Origin of the sequence: Acidithiobacillus sp. AMEEHan, assembly GCF_030996345.1 — a bacterium.
GTDB lineage: Bacteria > Pseudomonadota > Gammaproteobacteria > Acidithiobacillales > Acidithiobacillaceae > Igneacidithiobacillus.
Genome location: NZ_CP118747.1, coordinates 877,623 through 893,757 on the forward strand (window position 1 = coordinate 877,623; position 16,135 = coordinate 893,757).

Consider the following 16,135-nt stretch of genomic DNA (forward strand, 5'->3'; position numbering starts at 1 on the left):
GAGAGTCTCCCCACGGCGCTGTCAGCATCGTGACGCCGGCGAGCTGGCTAGGTCACCGAGCTGTCGCGCGTCTTGGGTACCTGCACAGGCACTGGGCCTACACGCGTGAGAATCTCGCGCTCTCGAAACCCTTTTCTAGCAACAGTGCGCCACCCCATAAAGTCAGCTGTAGACTGCCCGTACACCAGATTCGATCATAGCTCGCCGATGTCTCCAGGGCACGACCTCATTCTGCCTGCGCATGCGCTATTCTCCCTCCTCATGCGAGATGACCCTCTGCTCGGCCCCGCGGTTTTCTCCCGGACAGAATTGCGGCAGGATTGCGCCATGTGGCCAAGGATAGATAAACACCGCCCGCGATGCCGGAGGAACGTTGCGACACGATAGCCCGCAGCGCTGGATCCCTCTCGCTCTGATTCTCGGGGACCTGTTCGCCTTTTTCCTCGCCGTCTACTTCAGCCGCCTGAGCCATGCCTGGTATTACCACGAAAGCGTCTGGTATGTATTGGACAACTGGTGGGGCAGCCTCGTCGAGGTCAATATCCTGCTTTTTCTGCTCCTTGCTTTTCTAGGCATTGTTGCCTTTCAACTCAAGGGGCACTATGCCCGTCGGCGCGTGGTTTGGGATGAAATCGGCGACATCCTGGCCGTGTTCACCGTGCTCCTGGGCCTGAACGCTGCCATCGCCTTCAGCGGTAAATGGCCCCTGTCGCGCCTCTGGCTCTTTTCCTTTTGGCTACTCGCCCTGCTTTTGGTACCAGCAGTACGTTTGCTACTCCGCCGCGCATTTCTGTGGCTCAAGCTGTGGAAGCGACCGGTAGCGGTCATCGGCAGTGGCCCCGCCGCCTGGGACGCCATCGCCGCCGTGCAGAGCGATCCCGTCCTGGGCTATGAGGTTCGTTGGGTGCTCTGTCCCGACGACACGGAACCCTATGCCAGGCTTTCCGATCCCAGAAACCATTTCCACGTCACCCCCCTCGGTTCCGATCCGCTAGCTACCCTGCGTGCCCTGGGCAGCCCCGAAACCATCTTGGCTTTGGACAACAAACAATGGAGCCTGCAGGAATCGCTCATTCGCCTGCTCGGACTGCACTACCCCAATCTCGCCATCGCGCCTGCCCTACGCGGCCTACCGCTCTACGGCCTCGAAGTGATGCACTTTTTCAGTCACGAAGTCTTCATGCTGCGGATTCGTGACAATCTGGCTCGTCCTGGTCCGCGTCTGGTGAAACGCGCCTTTGATCTGCTGTCATCCGTCGTTCTGCTGCTCGTGCTCAGCCCCGTGTTTCTGTTCATTGCCTGGCGCATCAAGGCCGGAGATGGTGGCCCGGTCTTTTTCCGTCAGGAACGCGTTGGCCGAGCCGGGCAGAGTTTTGCCTGCTGGAAATTTCGCAGCATGGTTCCCGACGCCGAAGCACGCCTACGGCGTTATCTGGCCGAAAATCCCGCGATTGCCGAAGAGTACCAGCGCAACTTCAAGCTGCGCGACGACCCCCGCATCACCCGGATTGGCAAGTTCCTGCGCCGTAGCAGCCTGGACGAACTGCCGCAGCTCTTCAATGTGCTTTTTGGCGAGATGAGCCTGGTGGGGCCGCGGCCACTTCTCGCCCGCGAAACCGAGCGCTACGGGCCGAATATCGCCCTGTATCACCTGGTCAGGCCGGGCATCACTGGCCTCTGGCAGGTGAGCGGAAGGTCCGAGACCACCTTTGATGACCGCAGCGCCCTGGATGCCTGGTATGTCAAAAACTGGACCCTCTGGTACGATATCGTCATCTTACTGCGTACGGTCGGGGTGGTGTTGGGAAGAAATGGTGCTTACTGATTTAGTGCGATATGGCTCGCATTGGGCGAGCTGCCATATACCAAGAGGGAACCTCGATTGACCCCTAAAACTGACCACGAGTTGTGACAAAGCCTGCCTAGGCTACACGGTAGCCATTTTAAGTCCATTTCCTCACTGATTTGGGCTTTTTAGCCAGAATTTCTCGACTCTGGGCGCATTATGCCCCCAGAAAGGCCAAACGGCGCATGTTGTACACCACGACCATCATGCCCATGGCAAAGGTGGCACGAGCCTGACCAATAGTGCGAATACGCTTGCCGCCCCATTGGGTGATGGCGGCGAAGACATGCTCCACCCGTGCCCGGATCTTGGCAATGCGCCGGCTCCGACGATCCTGACAAGCAGAAAGAGGCTTGCCCATCTTCGCCCTGCGCTGAATCTGCGGACGGTACCCGTGCTCCCGCAGGCGCTCCTCGCGTTCTGCGCCGACGTAGCCTTTGTCGGCGTAGATCTCGCCGCTGGTGTTCCATTGGTCCAGTGCCGCCTCCAAACGCTGGGAGTCGTGGACACTGGCTGTGTCGGCTACCCAGGTGCGGATGTGCTTCCGATCCACACTCACGGTCATCTTATATCCTTAGTGCGACTTGCCATGTTTCTTGGTCCAGGTGGCATCAGAGTCTTTCTGCCGCCGCTTGGCGGGCCTCCAGTCGACAGGAACGGCGTTCTGTTCGACCTGTTCTTTGTCTCCCTTGGTAAAATGCTGCTTCGGCGTAGGCACCAAGGTGGCGTCGACAATTTGCCCGGCACGTGCTTCCAAGCCATGGGCGTGAATTTGCCGATCAAGCTCCTCGAATAAGGCAGAGACACCCTCTACTCCAATCCGGTTCTCAAAGTTCCAAATCGTGGTCCGGTCAGGAACGTAGCGAGAATGTTCCAAGCCGCAGAAACACAGGAAACTACGACGATCCAAAAGCTGATACTCGGTCTGCTCATCAGAGAGGCCATACATGCGCTTGATGACCAGAATTCGTACCACCACTTCCGTGGGATAGGATGGCCGCCCACCCTTGGGCTGCGCAGGGCGGGGAGGAATCTTCTCTATGGCCGCGTCCAATGCAGAGAAATCCACCACTGCATCGATCTTCTGCAGTGGATCGGCAAAGCCATCCATCTTCAGGGCTCGTTCTTGCTCTGCCAACAGATCACTCGTTACCGCCGTTCTCCGCGCAATCACCTTATCAACCCCAATCGCTCTGGACAGACGCCATTCTACCAAATCCGTGAGACCAGCGGGTTATTCGAGGTGCCCATAAGTCTACGAAACGCCTACAGCGAAGTGACAAAACGATCAACAACGCCTAATGCTTCTGAAATAGCAATGTCCATATCTAGATAGCGGTATGTACCTAACCGACCAACAAATGTAACTCCATGCTCTTGCCTTGCCATTTGAAGGTATTTTTCCAGCTGTTGTTTATCGTCGACAAGACGTATAGGATAATAGGGCGAATCGCTAGGCCCACACAGCCGACTGTATTCGCGATAAACTATTGTCTTTTCGTGGTTTTCCCAAGGTGTGAAGTGCTTATGCTCAACTATGCGAGTCCAGGGAACATCTTCGTCACAGTAATTAATGACAGCATTTCCTTGAAAGTCTCCATCTTCCTGAATTCTTTCAAAATCTAATGTTCGATAGCCTAAGTGGCCTTCGCTATAACCGAACCACGAATCGATTGGCCCGCTGTAAAATATATGTTCAAAATTTTTTGCCGAATCCCTAGTAAAAACGGTTGACAGCTGAACGGAAATGTTTGGATGATCAAGAATTCTTTCAATAATAAAGGTGTATCCATTTTTTGGCATTCCTTGATATTTGCAAGAATAATAATTATCATCATAATTAAATCGTACGGGCAGTCTCCTAAGAATGCTTGCTGGCAGTTTTTGAGGTTCGATTCCCCACTGCTTTCTTGTGTATCCACGGAAAAATGTTTCATATATTTCGCGGCCAACAAAACTAAGTGCTTGCTGTTCGAAAGTTTCAGGGTTGGAAATGCTGAGGTCGGCCTTATGTTTTATAAAGTCTTCTGCCTCTCGTGGAGAAAGTTGCTTGCCGAATAACTGATTTATTGTTAAAAGGTTTATTGGTAGAGAATATACTTTTCCCCTGGCGTGCGCTTTTACACGATTTACGAAAGGAATTATTTCGTCAAATTGGTTAATATAGTTCCACACTTTATCGCTATTAGTGTGAAAAATATGAGGTCCATATACGTGAATCATAATATTTGTTTCGGAGTCTCGTTGGGTAAAACAATTCCCTGCAACATGTGGTCGCGCGTCTACAACCAAAACACGCATCCCCCTCTCAGCTAACTCCCGAGCGATAACGGATCCAGAAAATCCAGCACCAACGCAAACAATATACCCATTCATTGAATAACCCTCATCACCTACAAACAATCAAAACTCAATAGTAAAGAGGCATAGTACCGAACTTAAAACATACCCCTTAAGAGTCCACTGAAAAACCTGGCGATAATATTGTCAACACATTTGATTTTCACCCGAATGCCCAAATGAGCGGCTCGCGGTTTTCGTGGTCATGTTGCTCGATTTACCGAACTCTGGGCGCAGTGAACCCATCACGCCACCGCCAGTCGCACCATGCGCGCCAGATCGAAGGCAGTGGAAACCAGGGTGAAGTGCAGGCTCACACGATCCAAGCCACGGAATCGCATATTGCGCATCTCGCCCACACTCTTCATCCAGCCGAAGATCGACTCAATCCGCTTACGCACACGGATACTGATGAAATACTCTACGTGACGGGTGGTGCGCCCATCAATCGCCGAACATTTGCATTTGCGGGCCACATGTGGCACGACGTTGCGGTCACGAAGATCCTTCACGAATTCGTGCCGGTCATAGCCCTTGTCGGTCCCCAGGGTGATGCGATCCGTACCGCCCAGATCATCGAGGAGCTGCACTGCAGCATCCACTTCTGCCGTACCATCCGCTGTGGTGACCTGCTCGCCGGAAATAAACCCATGCCGGTTGTCCATTAGCACGTGCCCCAGATAGAGGCCAACCGCGAAGCATCAACCTGAGCCTTCTTGTAGAGGCGGCAATCGGGGTCTACAATTGGCGCATGGGTGTCATTGCTCCGCTTCTGCCCGCGGGAATCAGAGCCATCGCCCTGTCGGTTATCCGGGTCTTTGGGCCGAAAGGATTTCTGTGAAGCGCAGGCTTCCAGGAAAGTGCCATCCACAGAGAATTGGTCCTCGGAGAGTCGTCCTTGATTCCGTGCCGTCTCCACGACCGTCTGGAAAAAGCGCTGCTTGGTTCCATTATCCAACAAGCGATCCCGGTTCTGGGTAGACTCCGTCGACACCCAAATCGGGGAATCCATTCCTAGGCCCACAACCAGCGGAACAAGAGATTGTAATCGAGCTGTTCCATGAGTTGGCGTTCCTCCGAGCGAACGCTGTAAAAGACCTGCAAAAGCAAAGCGCGGACCAGATGCACTGGGGGAATTGAGGGGCAGTCAAGGTCCGAATAGATCTGGTTGAAGTGACCGTCGAGCTCAGCCAAGGATCGGTCCAAGATCACCCGGATCGCACGCAGGGGATGATCCGCTGATACACGCTCCTCCGGGAGAAGATAACTGAACAACACGCCCATCCCTACTTGGCTCCACGTATGAATGAATCTTCCCCACCCCCTGTTCCGCCAATTGTATTCCAGACATTTCGGTCGCTGCTTAAAATAAAAGCGAGATAGTTCCCGAGACATCTAGAATGAGCACCCTGTGATTAACAGCGTCATAGATGATTTCAAAATAAGGCGCTTCTCAAATCCATTGATTCTCCCGTTAAAAGAAAAATCTAGATAATTCGAACTAACTGATATTTTGATATGCCTGTTTTTCCAGTGTGCCAAGTATACGTACGCACGCGTTTTAATCATCTATTAATATACTCCGAATGTATCGCATCCACTACACGATTATATCTTTCCGCGAACTGTCTAGGAGTAAAATATTTGGAGTAAGTGGACTCAATCCTCTTGGAGCGATGACTAACTGGCTGTGAGCCGCTGTGGAGAATGGCGTTAACATTACGCACCAGATCGGAGGTTGTTCCATCAAAGAGCCGTATCGCACCCTCTGTTAGCGCATAGACAGATTTATTTCCTCCAGTGGCGGAAGCCACGATATTTACCCCAGAAGATAAGGCTTCTATCAAAACTAGATCATAATATGTCATGCGATTAGGTAAGATAAAAATATCTGAAACATCGAAAATATCTCCAGGGTTAGGATACCAACCTAATTCTATCCAGCGGGGATGTACAGGAGATGGGAATTCATCACTTGGGGCCCCGGCAACTATAACTAAAACATTTTCATCTGAATTAATGAAATGCATCCCAGCTTCTATAAATATGTCATAACCTTTTACCGAATTATGTCTCCCAATGAATGAAATCACACGGTAATTAGAGATCCCAGGTATTTTCTGATATAGCGGGTTGTTTGCTGCTGTTCTTCTAGCAGGCATAGCACCAGTCGCCACATAGCGAACGTCTTTGTTTTTCATCCAATCTGCAAAATCGGGGATTGTTTGTTTGTATGGCTCAAGCGCTTCTTCACTTGGAAAAATCCAAATATCTGCCTGTCTGAAAGCAAGTTCTTCGACTTTTCTAACTGCCAACTCAAATCTATCAATAAGGGCTTCGTCGAGGCCTCTATTGCGGTACTGATCAGCCATCTCTTTTCCATTTGACTCAGGACAGTGGCTACTTATCATTACGGGTATCCCAGAAATGTTACGCAATTTCATTGCCTGAATAACCTTTAGTGCTAATGGACTAGTATGCAGATGCACGGTCCTTGGATTTCGTCGCATAAGTCGTTCAAATTCACTGTCTGAAAGGTTGAAATTCTCTAAGTTTTCGAAATACCTGATATGCTTATGTAGCTCATTCTGGGCCGGTAACATCTTTGTGCCCTCCCCCTTGACCGCAATCTTGGAGATGCAATCAATCCAAGTTAGTGAGGACGCGCTAAGAGTAGCGTCATCTAGGCCTATTCGAAGTTGCGCTAGATAACCGGTTGGCCCGCCACTCATGACGTCTATAAAATAATCCCAATATATTTTATTTATAGTTCTCATTTTGCAACCCCAAGAAGCTTGCTATTTCTCCAAAAAATCTTTTTGATAAGCAGATATGCTGAATTTAAATAATAAGGTCTTGATCTATGCTATGTTATCCTAAATGCTGACAAATTATTCTCTCCTACTGAGCATCGCCACTCGACTTCAAAAAAACAAGACATTGTCATGCTAAGTACAACGTTGTGTGCCACCCCTCCGAAATAGACTGAGCGGACGCTTTCTGGATCTGGTGCACCACGTAAGCATCGTAACGAATCTGCGCTAACTTCTACAATAGAAATTCCTGGTGCATATTCTTGGCTCATTTCTAAAACATTAGACTCGCCCTGATCAGCATCCGGTTGTCCTTCAGAATTGTCCGCATCTAATCGAGGATCACAAAGAAATGCGTGTCGTAGCCGGACTGATTCCTTTGAGTCAATGTATATGATGAAACGTAAGCGAGTTTCCAGCAGGTTGAACGGATAATGAAAGTCAATCATTATGTCGCGCCATGTTCCATCCATCTTTATTGTTCTATAGCGGTCATTTTTTGTTGCTACCGGAACGAATGGCATCTCGTGTTTGAAAACAGTTTGGTGCGCAATTTGGTCCTCATCAAATTTCATTGAGGCGTACCCTGCAAGAACTGAAATGGCAAAATCATCCACCATCTTATCAGCCGCACTCCTCAATTCGCTGATTGAATAGTTGTTTAAAAAATGAGACGTTTTTTTTAAGAACGCACGAGCAAGTTGTTTATTCTTTTTGATGTCCGACAGTTTTTCGTTTCCAAGGCGAAGCAAAATCTTTGCCTTCAAACTGCGCAGCATAGAGTTTGGCATATATCGGTCGAAACAGCTAAAGATCTCTTCTATGGTATCAAATAGTTGCATTGATCGATCAGTTGTATCAGCGGACAACAGCTGCCCTGGCCGTCGCCTTCGATGAATATATAGATACTCATCCAAGTAGAGGGCACTATTAGCAGCTATCCCACAGATATAGTGGAACAGATGATCCTCTGCTAACCTCATTTCAGGGAACTGTGCGTCTATAGCTTCAATGTCTGCGCGTCGGCGCAGGGTTAGCCACGCCGACGGATAAATATCTGTTAAATACTCCGGATGCTCACGTAAATCGAGAACGCCGCGAAGCGCGATTTCTTCTACCAAATCTGAATGAAACGGGCGTTCAGGCGAAAGCATACAGCGTTTGTGATTATCATATCCTCTCAATCCGCAGAATACATAGTCTACATCATTGCTCTCCAGCGCATCTACAAGTCTTTCAACCATCGTTGGAGCGATCCAGTCATCACTGTCTACAAACAAGATGTATTGTCCGTGCGCATGCCGCAAACCCTCGTTCCTGCCACCCCCCAGCCCATTGTTATGAGACTGGTTTATCAAGGAGATTCTTGGATCAATTTCAGCGGCAAGACGAACAAGGGTAGCGCTATTATCCATTGACATACCGTTTACGCAGATAATCTCTAGATGTTTGTATGTCTGCTTAGTTATTGAGGAAAGACACTCTTCTAAATATTCTTCAACTTCAAATACAGGCACAATAATAGAGACCAATTTCATATGTAATCCCATAATGTATTTATTAGATGACCGCTAGTCGCCGGAAGCGCGAAGCTAGGGCGAGTGGTCCCCGGCATGTCACATTGTGTGCAGTCCGCGCCGAAACCATCGCCCAATGCGAAGGTAAATGCGCATGCACTGCCGCGTGGTGGCCATCTAGCCGTTTGTGAACCGAGTGCTGATCCTCGCCCCAGCGAGGATGGGACGCCTGTGGCCCGGGCGTCCGGGGCCTGTTATCTAACCGCAAGCGCAAGTCCGTTCGCGCACGGGCACGCAAAAAACCGTACTGAGCACAGCGGTTCTCCCCTTGAAGTGCGGCGTCAATGTCTTGGGTATCTTTGCCATTACCTCAGCTGGTAGCGAAAGCTAAATATCCTCTAACGGCATGTCCGTCATTATTTGCTTATCGGTAATCATGGTCAAGTGTAACCATGGGATTGACGCGTCAACCTACAGGGGCACGTGTGGTGCGCTATGTCCGGCGACGTACACGGTGGCAAAGGTCGATTCAATGGCATTGGTGGTGCGGATATGTCGCCAATGCTCAGCTGGGTAATCATAAGAGGCCGGCAATTCCGCCCGATCCTTTTCCAGCTTGGCCACGGCTTTGGGGTACTTCGCCTGGTAGTTGCGCACAAAGGCCTCCAGAGCTCTCTCCGCGACCTTCCGGCTCTCGGCCATCCAGATTTCCTGCAGTGCCGCCTTCGCCTTATCCTGCTTGGATTTGGGTGGTTCGTTGAGGATATTAGCGGTCTTGTGCACCAAGCAACGCTGCTGACGGGTTTCGGGATACGCCTCCTCCAATGCAGCCCAGAAGCCCATGGCTCCCTCCCCAATCGCCAGTAATGGTGCAGCTTCCAGACCACGAGCCTGCAGGTCGTGCAGGATCTCCAGCTAGGGGGCTTTGGATTCGCGAAGGCCGTCGCTGACACTGACGAGCTCCTTCTTTCCCTCCGCAGTCACACCAATAATCACCAGCAGGCAGATACGCGGATCCTCTTCCCCACGCAGATTGGTATAGACACCGTCCACCCACCAGTAGGCATACCGCTTGCCCGCCAGGGAACGGCGCTGCCAAGTGGTGTGTTCTTCTGCCCACTGCGATTGAGGCGTCCCAATGCCGCAGGGGAAAGTCCCTTGGCTTCTTCGCCCAGAAGAATGGAAAGCACCTCCTCCATGTGACCGGAAGATACCCCATGCAGACACAACCAGGGAACCGTGGCTGCCACCGTTCGCGATTTGCGCACATATGGCGGCACCAGTGCCGAATTGAATTTAATCCCCGAACCCGAACGATCCCGAACCTTGGGGACGCTCACCGGCACAAGTCCCAAGGCAGTCATGATCTCTCGCTCTGGCAAATAGCCATTACGAACGACCGCCTGACGACCATTGACCATCTGGACAGCAGAAAACTCTTCCACTGTCTCTATGGCCTGTTCGGTTAGAGAACGTGATGCTCGCCGCAGGACACCCTCGGTCCCCAAGCCCAGCTCTCCCATACCATTCTCAAAAACGATACTATCCTTCACGGCGCACTCCTCGTCGCTCATTGGTCCGCAAACCCTCTGTAGCAATAGTGCACCACTCTCCTGAAGTCAGCTGTGGACTGCCCGTACGCCGCTTTCGATCATAGCTCGACTTCCCAACAATGGCGATCACTTCTCGACCTGTTGCCGAAAATTCGGCCACCCACTTCAGGAGACAGCGCTCAACCGCCTCAAGATCAAGAATCATGAAGACTCGCCGAAAGGTGCCATGGGAAAGAGCGCCATGGTGCAATTCCAAGAATGTGGTACGTAGCCAATCCAGCTTTCCCTGCCCATACAGCGCGATATCTTCCCAGGTTTCGGCTCCAGCGATCACGGCGCAGACCACGATAACCAGCACAGCCAGGAGTCGATGTACCGTCTTCCTCGGTCGTCTGGGACGTTTTCAGGACGGAAATCTTCCCCACCAGTCTCAGGACAACATACCATCTCCTCACGATAAAACAGGAAGATGGCAATGTACGGCCCAAGGCTAATCAGCTATTGGTTTTTTCATGCGTAAGCCCCCGTGCTCTTATATCGGCAGAAGGCCCCATCCGTCCACGCAGTCCGTCCTGCAGTCCACGCCACATCATCTTGATCACAAGAAGGCGATGCGGGTGGAAAATGGTCATGAACACGAATAGCTGAACCATACGAACAGCATCTGCACGCCTCCAGTCCTCCGGCGCATACGCCCGTCGACGAAGCCAGATACTATTACGAAAAGTGTAGTAATAACGGAAGGGTTTGTGTATCGGAACTTCACGCCATCTCCCCAGCCAAATGCGTCGTCGATACTCACCAAGGTCGTGCTCCATGACGGCCGTGCAGTCACCAAAAACCCGGTAGCCCTTTGATCGCGCACGTAACACCCACTCGGTGTCGACGTGATCGATAAAAAGCTCTTCATTGAAACCACCAATCACAGCAAATGCATCAAGAGGCACGAGAGAGCCAGAAGTGATCAGAAAATCTACAGGTAAAGGCTGATTATCCGACCGGCAATCAATCCGCCTTATATGCCAACTTGCGAACACTACATGGCGAGAAAGCTTCCCACTATGCCGGTCGAAAAATCGAGGGCCAATGGCCGCGACGTGTTCACCTTGACTTATTATCCAGCGTAAACCGTGCTGTAGGTCTCCCACCATCGTGGGGGAGGGAATACTGTCTTGATCCATCAGCAAAGCGGTATCGTAACCGGCGCTTAGCGCTGTGTAGATTCCCAAGTTTAAAGCAGCACCAACACCGAGATTGCCGCTAAGAGTCATCAGGGAACACGACTGAAACAAACCGACAAGCGCCACCAATCCTTCCACCTCAGATGATCCATTGTCTACTATCTGCACTCGATCAACCTGAGGCGAAACCGCCGAAAGCACTTCTCTCAGCCGGTTGAGATCAGGATTGAATGAAATAATGATTGCACAGATCAAGCGCAAATCTCGGCTCCTGCCCGTGTGACGTGATCGAAACTGGACCTTTCCAGGCGGGCCAGGATTAGCTCCTCTATGCGCCGGGCCATCTCTTCTTCCGAGGGGAACCCGTCAATAAAGGCCAATCCAGCCTCGCGCCTGCGCAGGCGCTCAGCCTCGTCATTGAGCAGCAGCATAATATCTTGTGCCATGCATTCAGGGATCGGATTGGCCAGTAGAGCAATGTCGCTGCGTCCCCCATAATTCACAGCGTTATCGCCCCGGTCCAGATCAACTACTGGCAAACCACAAGCCATCATTTCGTATGGAATAAGGCTTGGATTTGTTGTCGAGAACACTAACCCGACATCGCCATCGGCATACATCTGGGCTATCTCCTCGAGCGTTGGCACGAGCCCGCGAATAGTCACGGGGAAGTCGAAGTGCTGTTTTCCCAAGTGGCGAGAGCCAAACATCACAATCTCTAAGTCAGGACACATACGATGCACCTCGCGCAACGCCATGACGCCGAGCTCGAAGCATCGCCGCGGCATTTCCGGCTTAGCGAAATAGACAATATTGCGGTTAGCTTTACGGCGCTGTCGCGGGTGATAGATCCCCCTGTCGACTGGGAATTGGAAGTGATCAGCCTCAGCGCCGAAATCGCGACGCAGCAAACGCTCGCACCACGGCCCAGATGTGATGTGGTACAAGCCTAGACGGTAGGTGTTCTCGGCCAACACATACTCCGTACCCATCTGCGCAAAATATGGCTCGAAGTCCTGGACGAAGTACATTATCTCTTTGGCTTGACCGCGCGCAGCCAGCGCCGGCGCAACGGTTGACCAGTGGGTCGCGAACACGACATCCACCAAGCGTAGCCTGCCATCAAATAGGTAAACTGGGCAGTCCAAATCATAAAAATGTTTCTTAATCAAATTCTTCAGCGTTTCCGGATCTTGCTCCGTGCCAGTGAAGTACAGCGAAATGCGGTGACCAAATCTCTGGAGGAAATAAGCGGCGCGCAGGATATTGCGATGGCCACCTCCGCCGATAATCAAGCCAGGGATTACCCAGGCGATGCGCAGACGCCCTGGCGGTAGAGGTGTTTCGTCCGAGGTTTCAGGGTCTGCCTTGGATAGCCCGTAGACGCGCACTGCCTCACGCGCCACGCCGGAGATACTGTAGCGCTCAAGCGCGGTGCGTTTCGCTTCCTTACCCACACGCATGCGCAACTCCGGTGAAACCACCAGCGCCTCCAGAATCCGACGCCATTGGGTCGCATCGTGAACGCAGTACCCGTCGACACCATCCGTGATTGCGCGCGTGAAGGTGTCGGTGGCGCTGGCCACGGTGGGCACGCCAACCAAACCCGCTTCGAAGAACTTGAGCTCGCTTTTTCCTTGGGTATACGCATTATCGAGCTCCAATGGGGCAATGTTTATATCGCACTCGGCGAGCAACTGGAGCATTCCTTGGGGTGGCTGAAACGGTGCGCGCTCGACCCGGTGCGCGAACCCATCCCAACGCGGACCTAGTTCGAGGTAGCCGACTACGCGCAGAACTACCTGCGGGTACTGTTCCATGATCTCGAGTATCGAACTTTCACATTCTGCAAAATCCCTTTGGTGGGTGAAGCTGCCGCTAAAGTAGCCAATTCGCACACACGCCGGATCGGGCAAACGCGTCGTCAACTCCCGCGCAGTAGCGATCTGCTCGGCATTGATAGAGTTTGGAATCACCGCCGCCGGGCGCCCGATCTCTTCAACACGTGCCTTAAGATAAGCTGTCGGCACAGTCACCAGATCGCACCGCTCGAGCAGTCGGCGATAGCGCAAGACACCGTCTACGTAGCAGCTTTTTTGTTTTTCTTCGAGAACGCGCACACCGTCGATGGCATCGATAATGTCGGGCTCAAATACATAGTCGTCGATATCGAACACAATTTTGGTGTCCAGATTTTTTGCGTAATTAAGGAAGCGCACAATGCCGACGCCTTTGTCAAATGGAGCGCGAAAGAGCACCACAACATCGGGCCTCACTCGTAGGTCAACCAGACGAGCTAGTTCTGAGTAGGGCAGATCGAGAACTCGGTATCCCAGTTCGCGCAATCCTTCAATCAAGTTGTAGACTCTGTAGCGCTTAGATTCACCCTCCCAGCAACCGATCATGAAAACGACATGAAAGTGCCGATCAGCCAGATTTCTCTCCTCTACCTCTGGTAGAACCACTAGGTTCGATGGTAACGATGGTGCACCGCTGCCGATGCGCCGCAGAACTGCACGTAGTGTCGCGGCGGCACCGTGGCGTCGCCAGTACCCATGGACCTTATGCAATATCCTATATCCGTAACCAACAGAACCCAGAACATGGGTGAAAATCGTAGCCTTGGCACGGCGGAGGTCTTCTTCGAGCCGGGCAATATTATCATTCGACACGCTAACCTGCTGTCTGATCTCGCGTTCGATCTGACGCAACTCCTCTAGGTCACGTTGCAGGCGGTCCTCAGCCTGGTGTAGCACTTCGACATCATGCTCAAGCAGTTTGACATAAGCATCGTCGCTAACCACTAGAACCGGCTCGGGAGTATCGGCTGGAATGACATGCCCCGACGAGGCGACCGCGATGAAATAATCGGCTTTCTCTGGATAGTAGGTATCGTGCAACGACTGAATATGCCCGATATGCTGCGGCATCGCAGAGGCCACCATCGAAGTGAAATGGTTATTCTCGAAGTAAAGCTCTACGGAGCGAAATTCAGTAGAAAGCAGCGCACGAAATTCTTCGGCGCTGAACTCGTGGGTGTGGAAGTGCGTACGTTTCCGCACGAGAGCGCGCGGGGTGGACATTAATAGCACACCATCGCCCTTCAGTGAGACACGGATTCGGCGCACTACTTCGGCTTGCGCGTCGACGTGCTCAATGAGCTCAAAACAGGTGACAACGTCGAAACACTGCCCGAAGTCGAACTCTGTAGCTGAAGCGACAGCGAACTCGACATTGGGATGCGCGTAATTTTCGCGGGCGTGGTTGATTGCATCAGCCGAGATGTCAAATGCTAGTACCGATTCGGCGCCATTGACTGCCAAGTGGTGCGCGCCGTAACCGACTCCGCAGCCGACATCGAGCACTCGTTTTCCCTTCACAAATGCGGAGGCAAAAATGTATCTGGCAATGTGTTCCTGAAACATCTTTTCAGAAAATTTAGGCTCACAATTTTTCGCCCCAGGAACGATCTTCTCACCAGAAAATTCAACCATATATACTCCCTCAATAGTATCTAACTAACTGCTCCAGGCGTTTCTCAAATACCAAGTTTATCTCTCAACCATAGCAACATTAACAGCGTTTGCATGATGTGGTTCGACTGGGTATAACAGGTCGCTGAAAAACCGAGCAATAAAATCTGCTCGGCACCTATTTTTCTCGAAAAACGCGGCCTGAAGGCAGTTCTGGACCACTTTTGTGCGGTTTTTCTGGTCAATCTGCCCGGATTCCCGAACTCTGGACGCAGTACTCCCATCACGCTACCCCCAGTCGTGCCATACGCACCAGATTGTAGGCGGTGGACACCAGAGTGAAGTGCAGCCCCACCCGTTCCAATCCACGGAATCGCGTTTTGCGCATCCCGCCCACGGTCTTCATCCACCCAAAGATCGACTCGATCCGCTTGCGGACACGAATGCTGATGTTGTACCCGACATGACGGGTCGTGCGACCATCTACCGCGGATCCCTTGCACTTACGGGCCACGTGCGGGGTGACATTCCGATCACGAAGGTCCTGGACGAAGCCATGACGATCGTAACCCTTATCGGCGCCAAGGGTGATCCGGTGGCTTCCACCCAGCTCATCCATGAGCTGTAACGCAGCATCCACCTCTGCTGTCCCATCCGCCGTAGTGACCTTCTCTCCGGCAATCAAACCATGGCGGTTATCCATGAGCACATGCCCCAGATACGCCAACCGCGAGGCATCCCCCGGTGCCTTCTTGTAGAGACGGCAATCGGGGTCCGTTACCGCGGCATGGGTGTCATTGCTGCGCTTCTGCCCACGGAAATCCGAGCCGTCGCCCTGCCGATCCTCGGGGTCTTTGGGCTGGAAGGATTTTTGTGAAGCCCAGGCTTCCAGTAAGGTGCCATCTACAGAAAAGTGCTCCTCGGATAGTAGTCCCTGAGACCTTGCTTGCGCCAAAACCGTCTGAAAGAAGCGTTGCACTGTTCCGTTGTCCAATAAGCGATCCCGGTTCTTGCTGAACACCGTGGACACCCAAATCGAATCATCCATACCCAAGCCCACGAACCAGCGGAACAGGAGATTGTAGTTCAGCTGCTCGATGAGCTGCCGTTCGGAGCGCACGCTATAAAAGACCTGCAACAGCAAAGCACGAAGCAGATGCTCTGGGGGAATCGAGGGGCGCCCCAGGTCTGAGTAGATCTGGTTGAAATGTCCGTCGAGCTCTGCCAAGGAGCGATCTACGATCACCCGAATAGCACGTAGGGGATGATCCTTCGGCACTCGCTCCTCGGGGGACAGATAACTGAACATCGCACCCGACTCTACCTTGGTTCCACGCATGATCGAATCCCTCCGTGCCCTGGTCCGCCAATTATACCACGGACTTTTTCAGCATCCTGATAATTTAACTAAG

General features: G+C 52.1%; 7 protein-coding genes and 4 pseudogenes. 1 reads left to right on the forward strand and 10 read right to left on the reverse strand.

The window, feature by feature from the left end; translation table 11 throughout:
• Positions 1 to 373 precede the first annotated feature (373 nt).
• Positions 374 to 1,825, forward strand: coding sequence for an undecaprenyl-phosphate galactose phosphotransferase WbaP (wbaP, locus tag ORD17_RS04545; protein WP_308389696.1), 1,452 nt, complete (start codon positions 374 to 376; stop codon positions 1,823 to 1,825).
• 178 nt (positions 1,826 to 2,003) lie between these two features.
• On the opposite strand, the pseudogene ORD17_RS04550 reads toward wbaP, so the two are convergent.
• The 10 genes and pseudogenes from ORD17_RS04550 to ORD17_RS04595 form a co-directional block, all read right to left on the reverse strand.
• Positions 2,004 to 3,017, reverse strand: a pseudogene (locus tag ORD17_RS04550) (IS5 family transposase).
• A 95-nt stretch (positions 3,018 to 3,112) separates the two neighbouring features.
• Positions 3,113 to 4,249 (reverse strand): UDP-galactopyranose mutase, encoded by a 1,137-nt coding sequence (gene glf / locus ORD17_RS04555; protein ID WP_308389697.1) that lies wholly within the window; start codon positions 4,247 to 4,249, stop codon positions 3,113 to 3,115.
• A 182-nt stretch (positions 4,250 to 4,431) separates the two neighbouring features.
• Positions 4,432 to 5,470: pseudogene (locus ORD17_RS04560) on the reverse strand (IS5 family transposase).
• A 281-nt stretch (positions 5,471 to 5,751) separates the two neighbouring features.
• On the reverse strand, positions 5,752 to 6,558 hold the full coding sequence (locus ORD17_RS04565) for a glycosyltransferase (protein WP_308389698.1): 807 nt from the start codon (positions 6,556 to 6,558) through the stop codon (positions 5,752 to 5,754).
• Between the two features lie 494 nt (positions 6,559 to 7,052).
• Positions 7,053 to 8,537, reverse strand: coding sequence for a glycosyltransferase family 2 protein (locus tag ORD17_RS04570; RefSeq protein WP_308389699.1), 1,485 nt, complete (start codon positions 8,535 to 8,537; stop codon positions 7,053 to 7,055).
• 489 nt (positions 8,538 to 9,026) lie between these two features.
• A pseudogene (locus tag ORD17_RS04575) lies at positions 9,027 to 10,069 on the reverse strand (IS256 family transposase); the annotation flags it as partial.
• Positions 10,059 to 10,454 (reverse strand): annotated as a pseudogene (locus tag ORD17_RS04580) (ISAs1 family transposase); the annotation flags it as partial. The pseudogenes ORD17_RS04580 and ORD17_RS04575, both read right to left, overlap by 11 nt.
• A gap of 109 nt (positions 10,455 to 10,563) precedes the next feature.
• Complete coding sequence (locus ORD17_RS04585) at positions 10,564 to 11,511, reverse strand: glycosyltransferase family 2 protein (protein WP_308389700.1); 948 nt, start codon at positions 11,509 to 11,511, stop codon at positions 10,564 to 10,566.
• Complete coding sequence (locus ORD17_RS04590) at positions 11,502 to 14,744, reverse strand: methyltransferase domain-containing protein (RefSeq protein WP_308389701.1); 3,243 nt, start codon at positions 14,742 to 14,744, stop codon at positions 11,502 to 11,504. Before ORD17_RS04590 ends, ORD17_RS04585 begins: the two co-directional genes overlap by 10 nt.
• A 262-nt stretch (positions 14,745 to 15,006) precedes the next feature.
• Entirely contained in the window at positions 15,007 to 16,062 is a 1,056-nt protein-coding gene (locus tag ORD17_RS04595) for an IS5 family transposase (RefSeq protein ID WP_308387902.1), read from the reverse strand.
• Positions 16,063 to 16,135 lie beyond the last annotated feature (73 nt).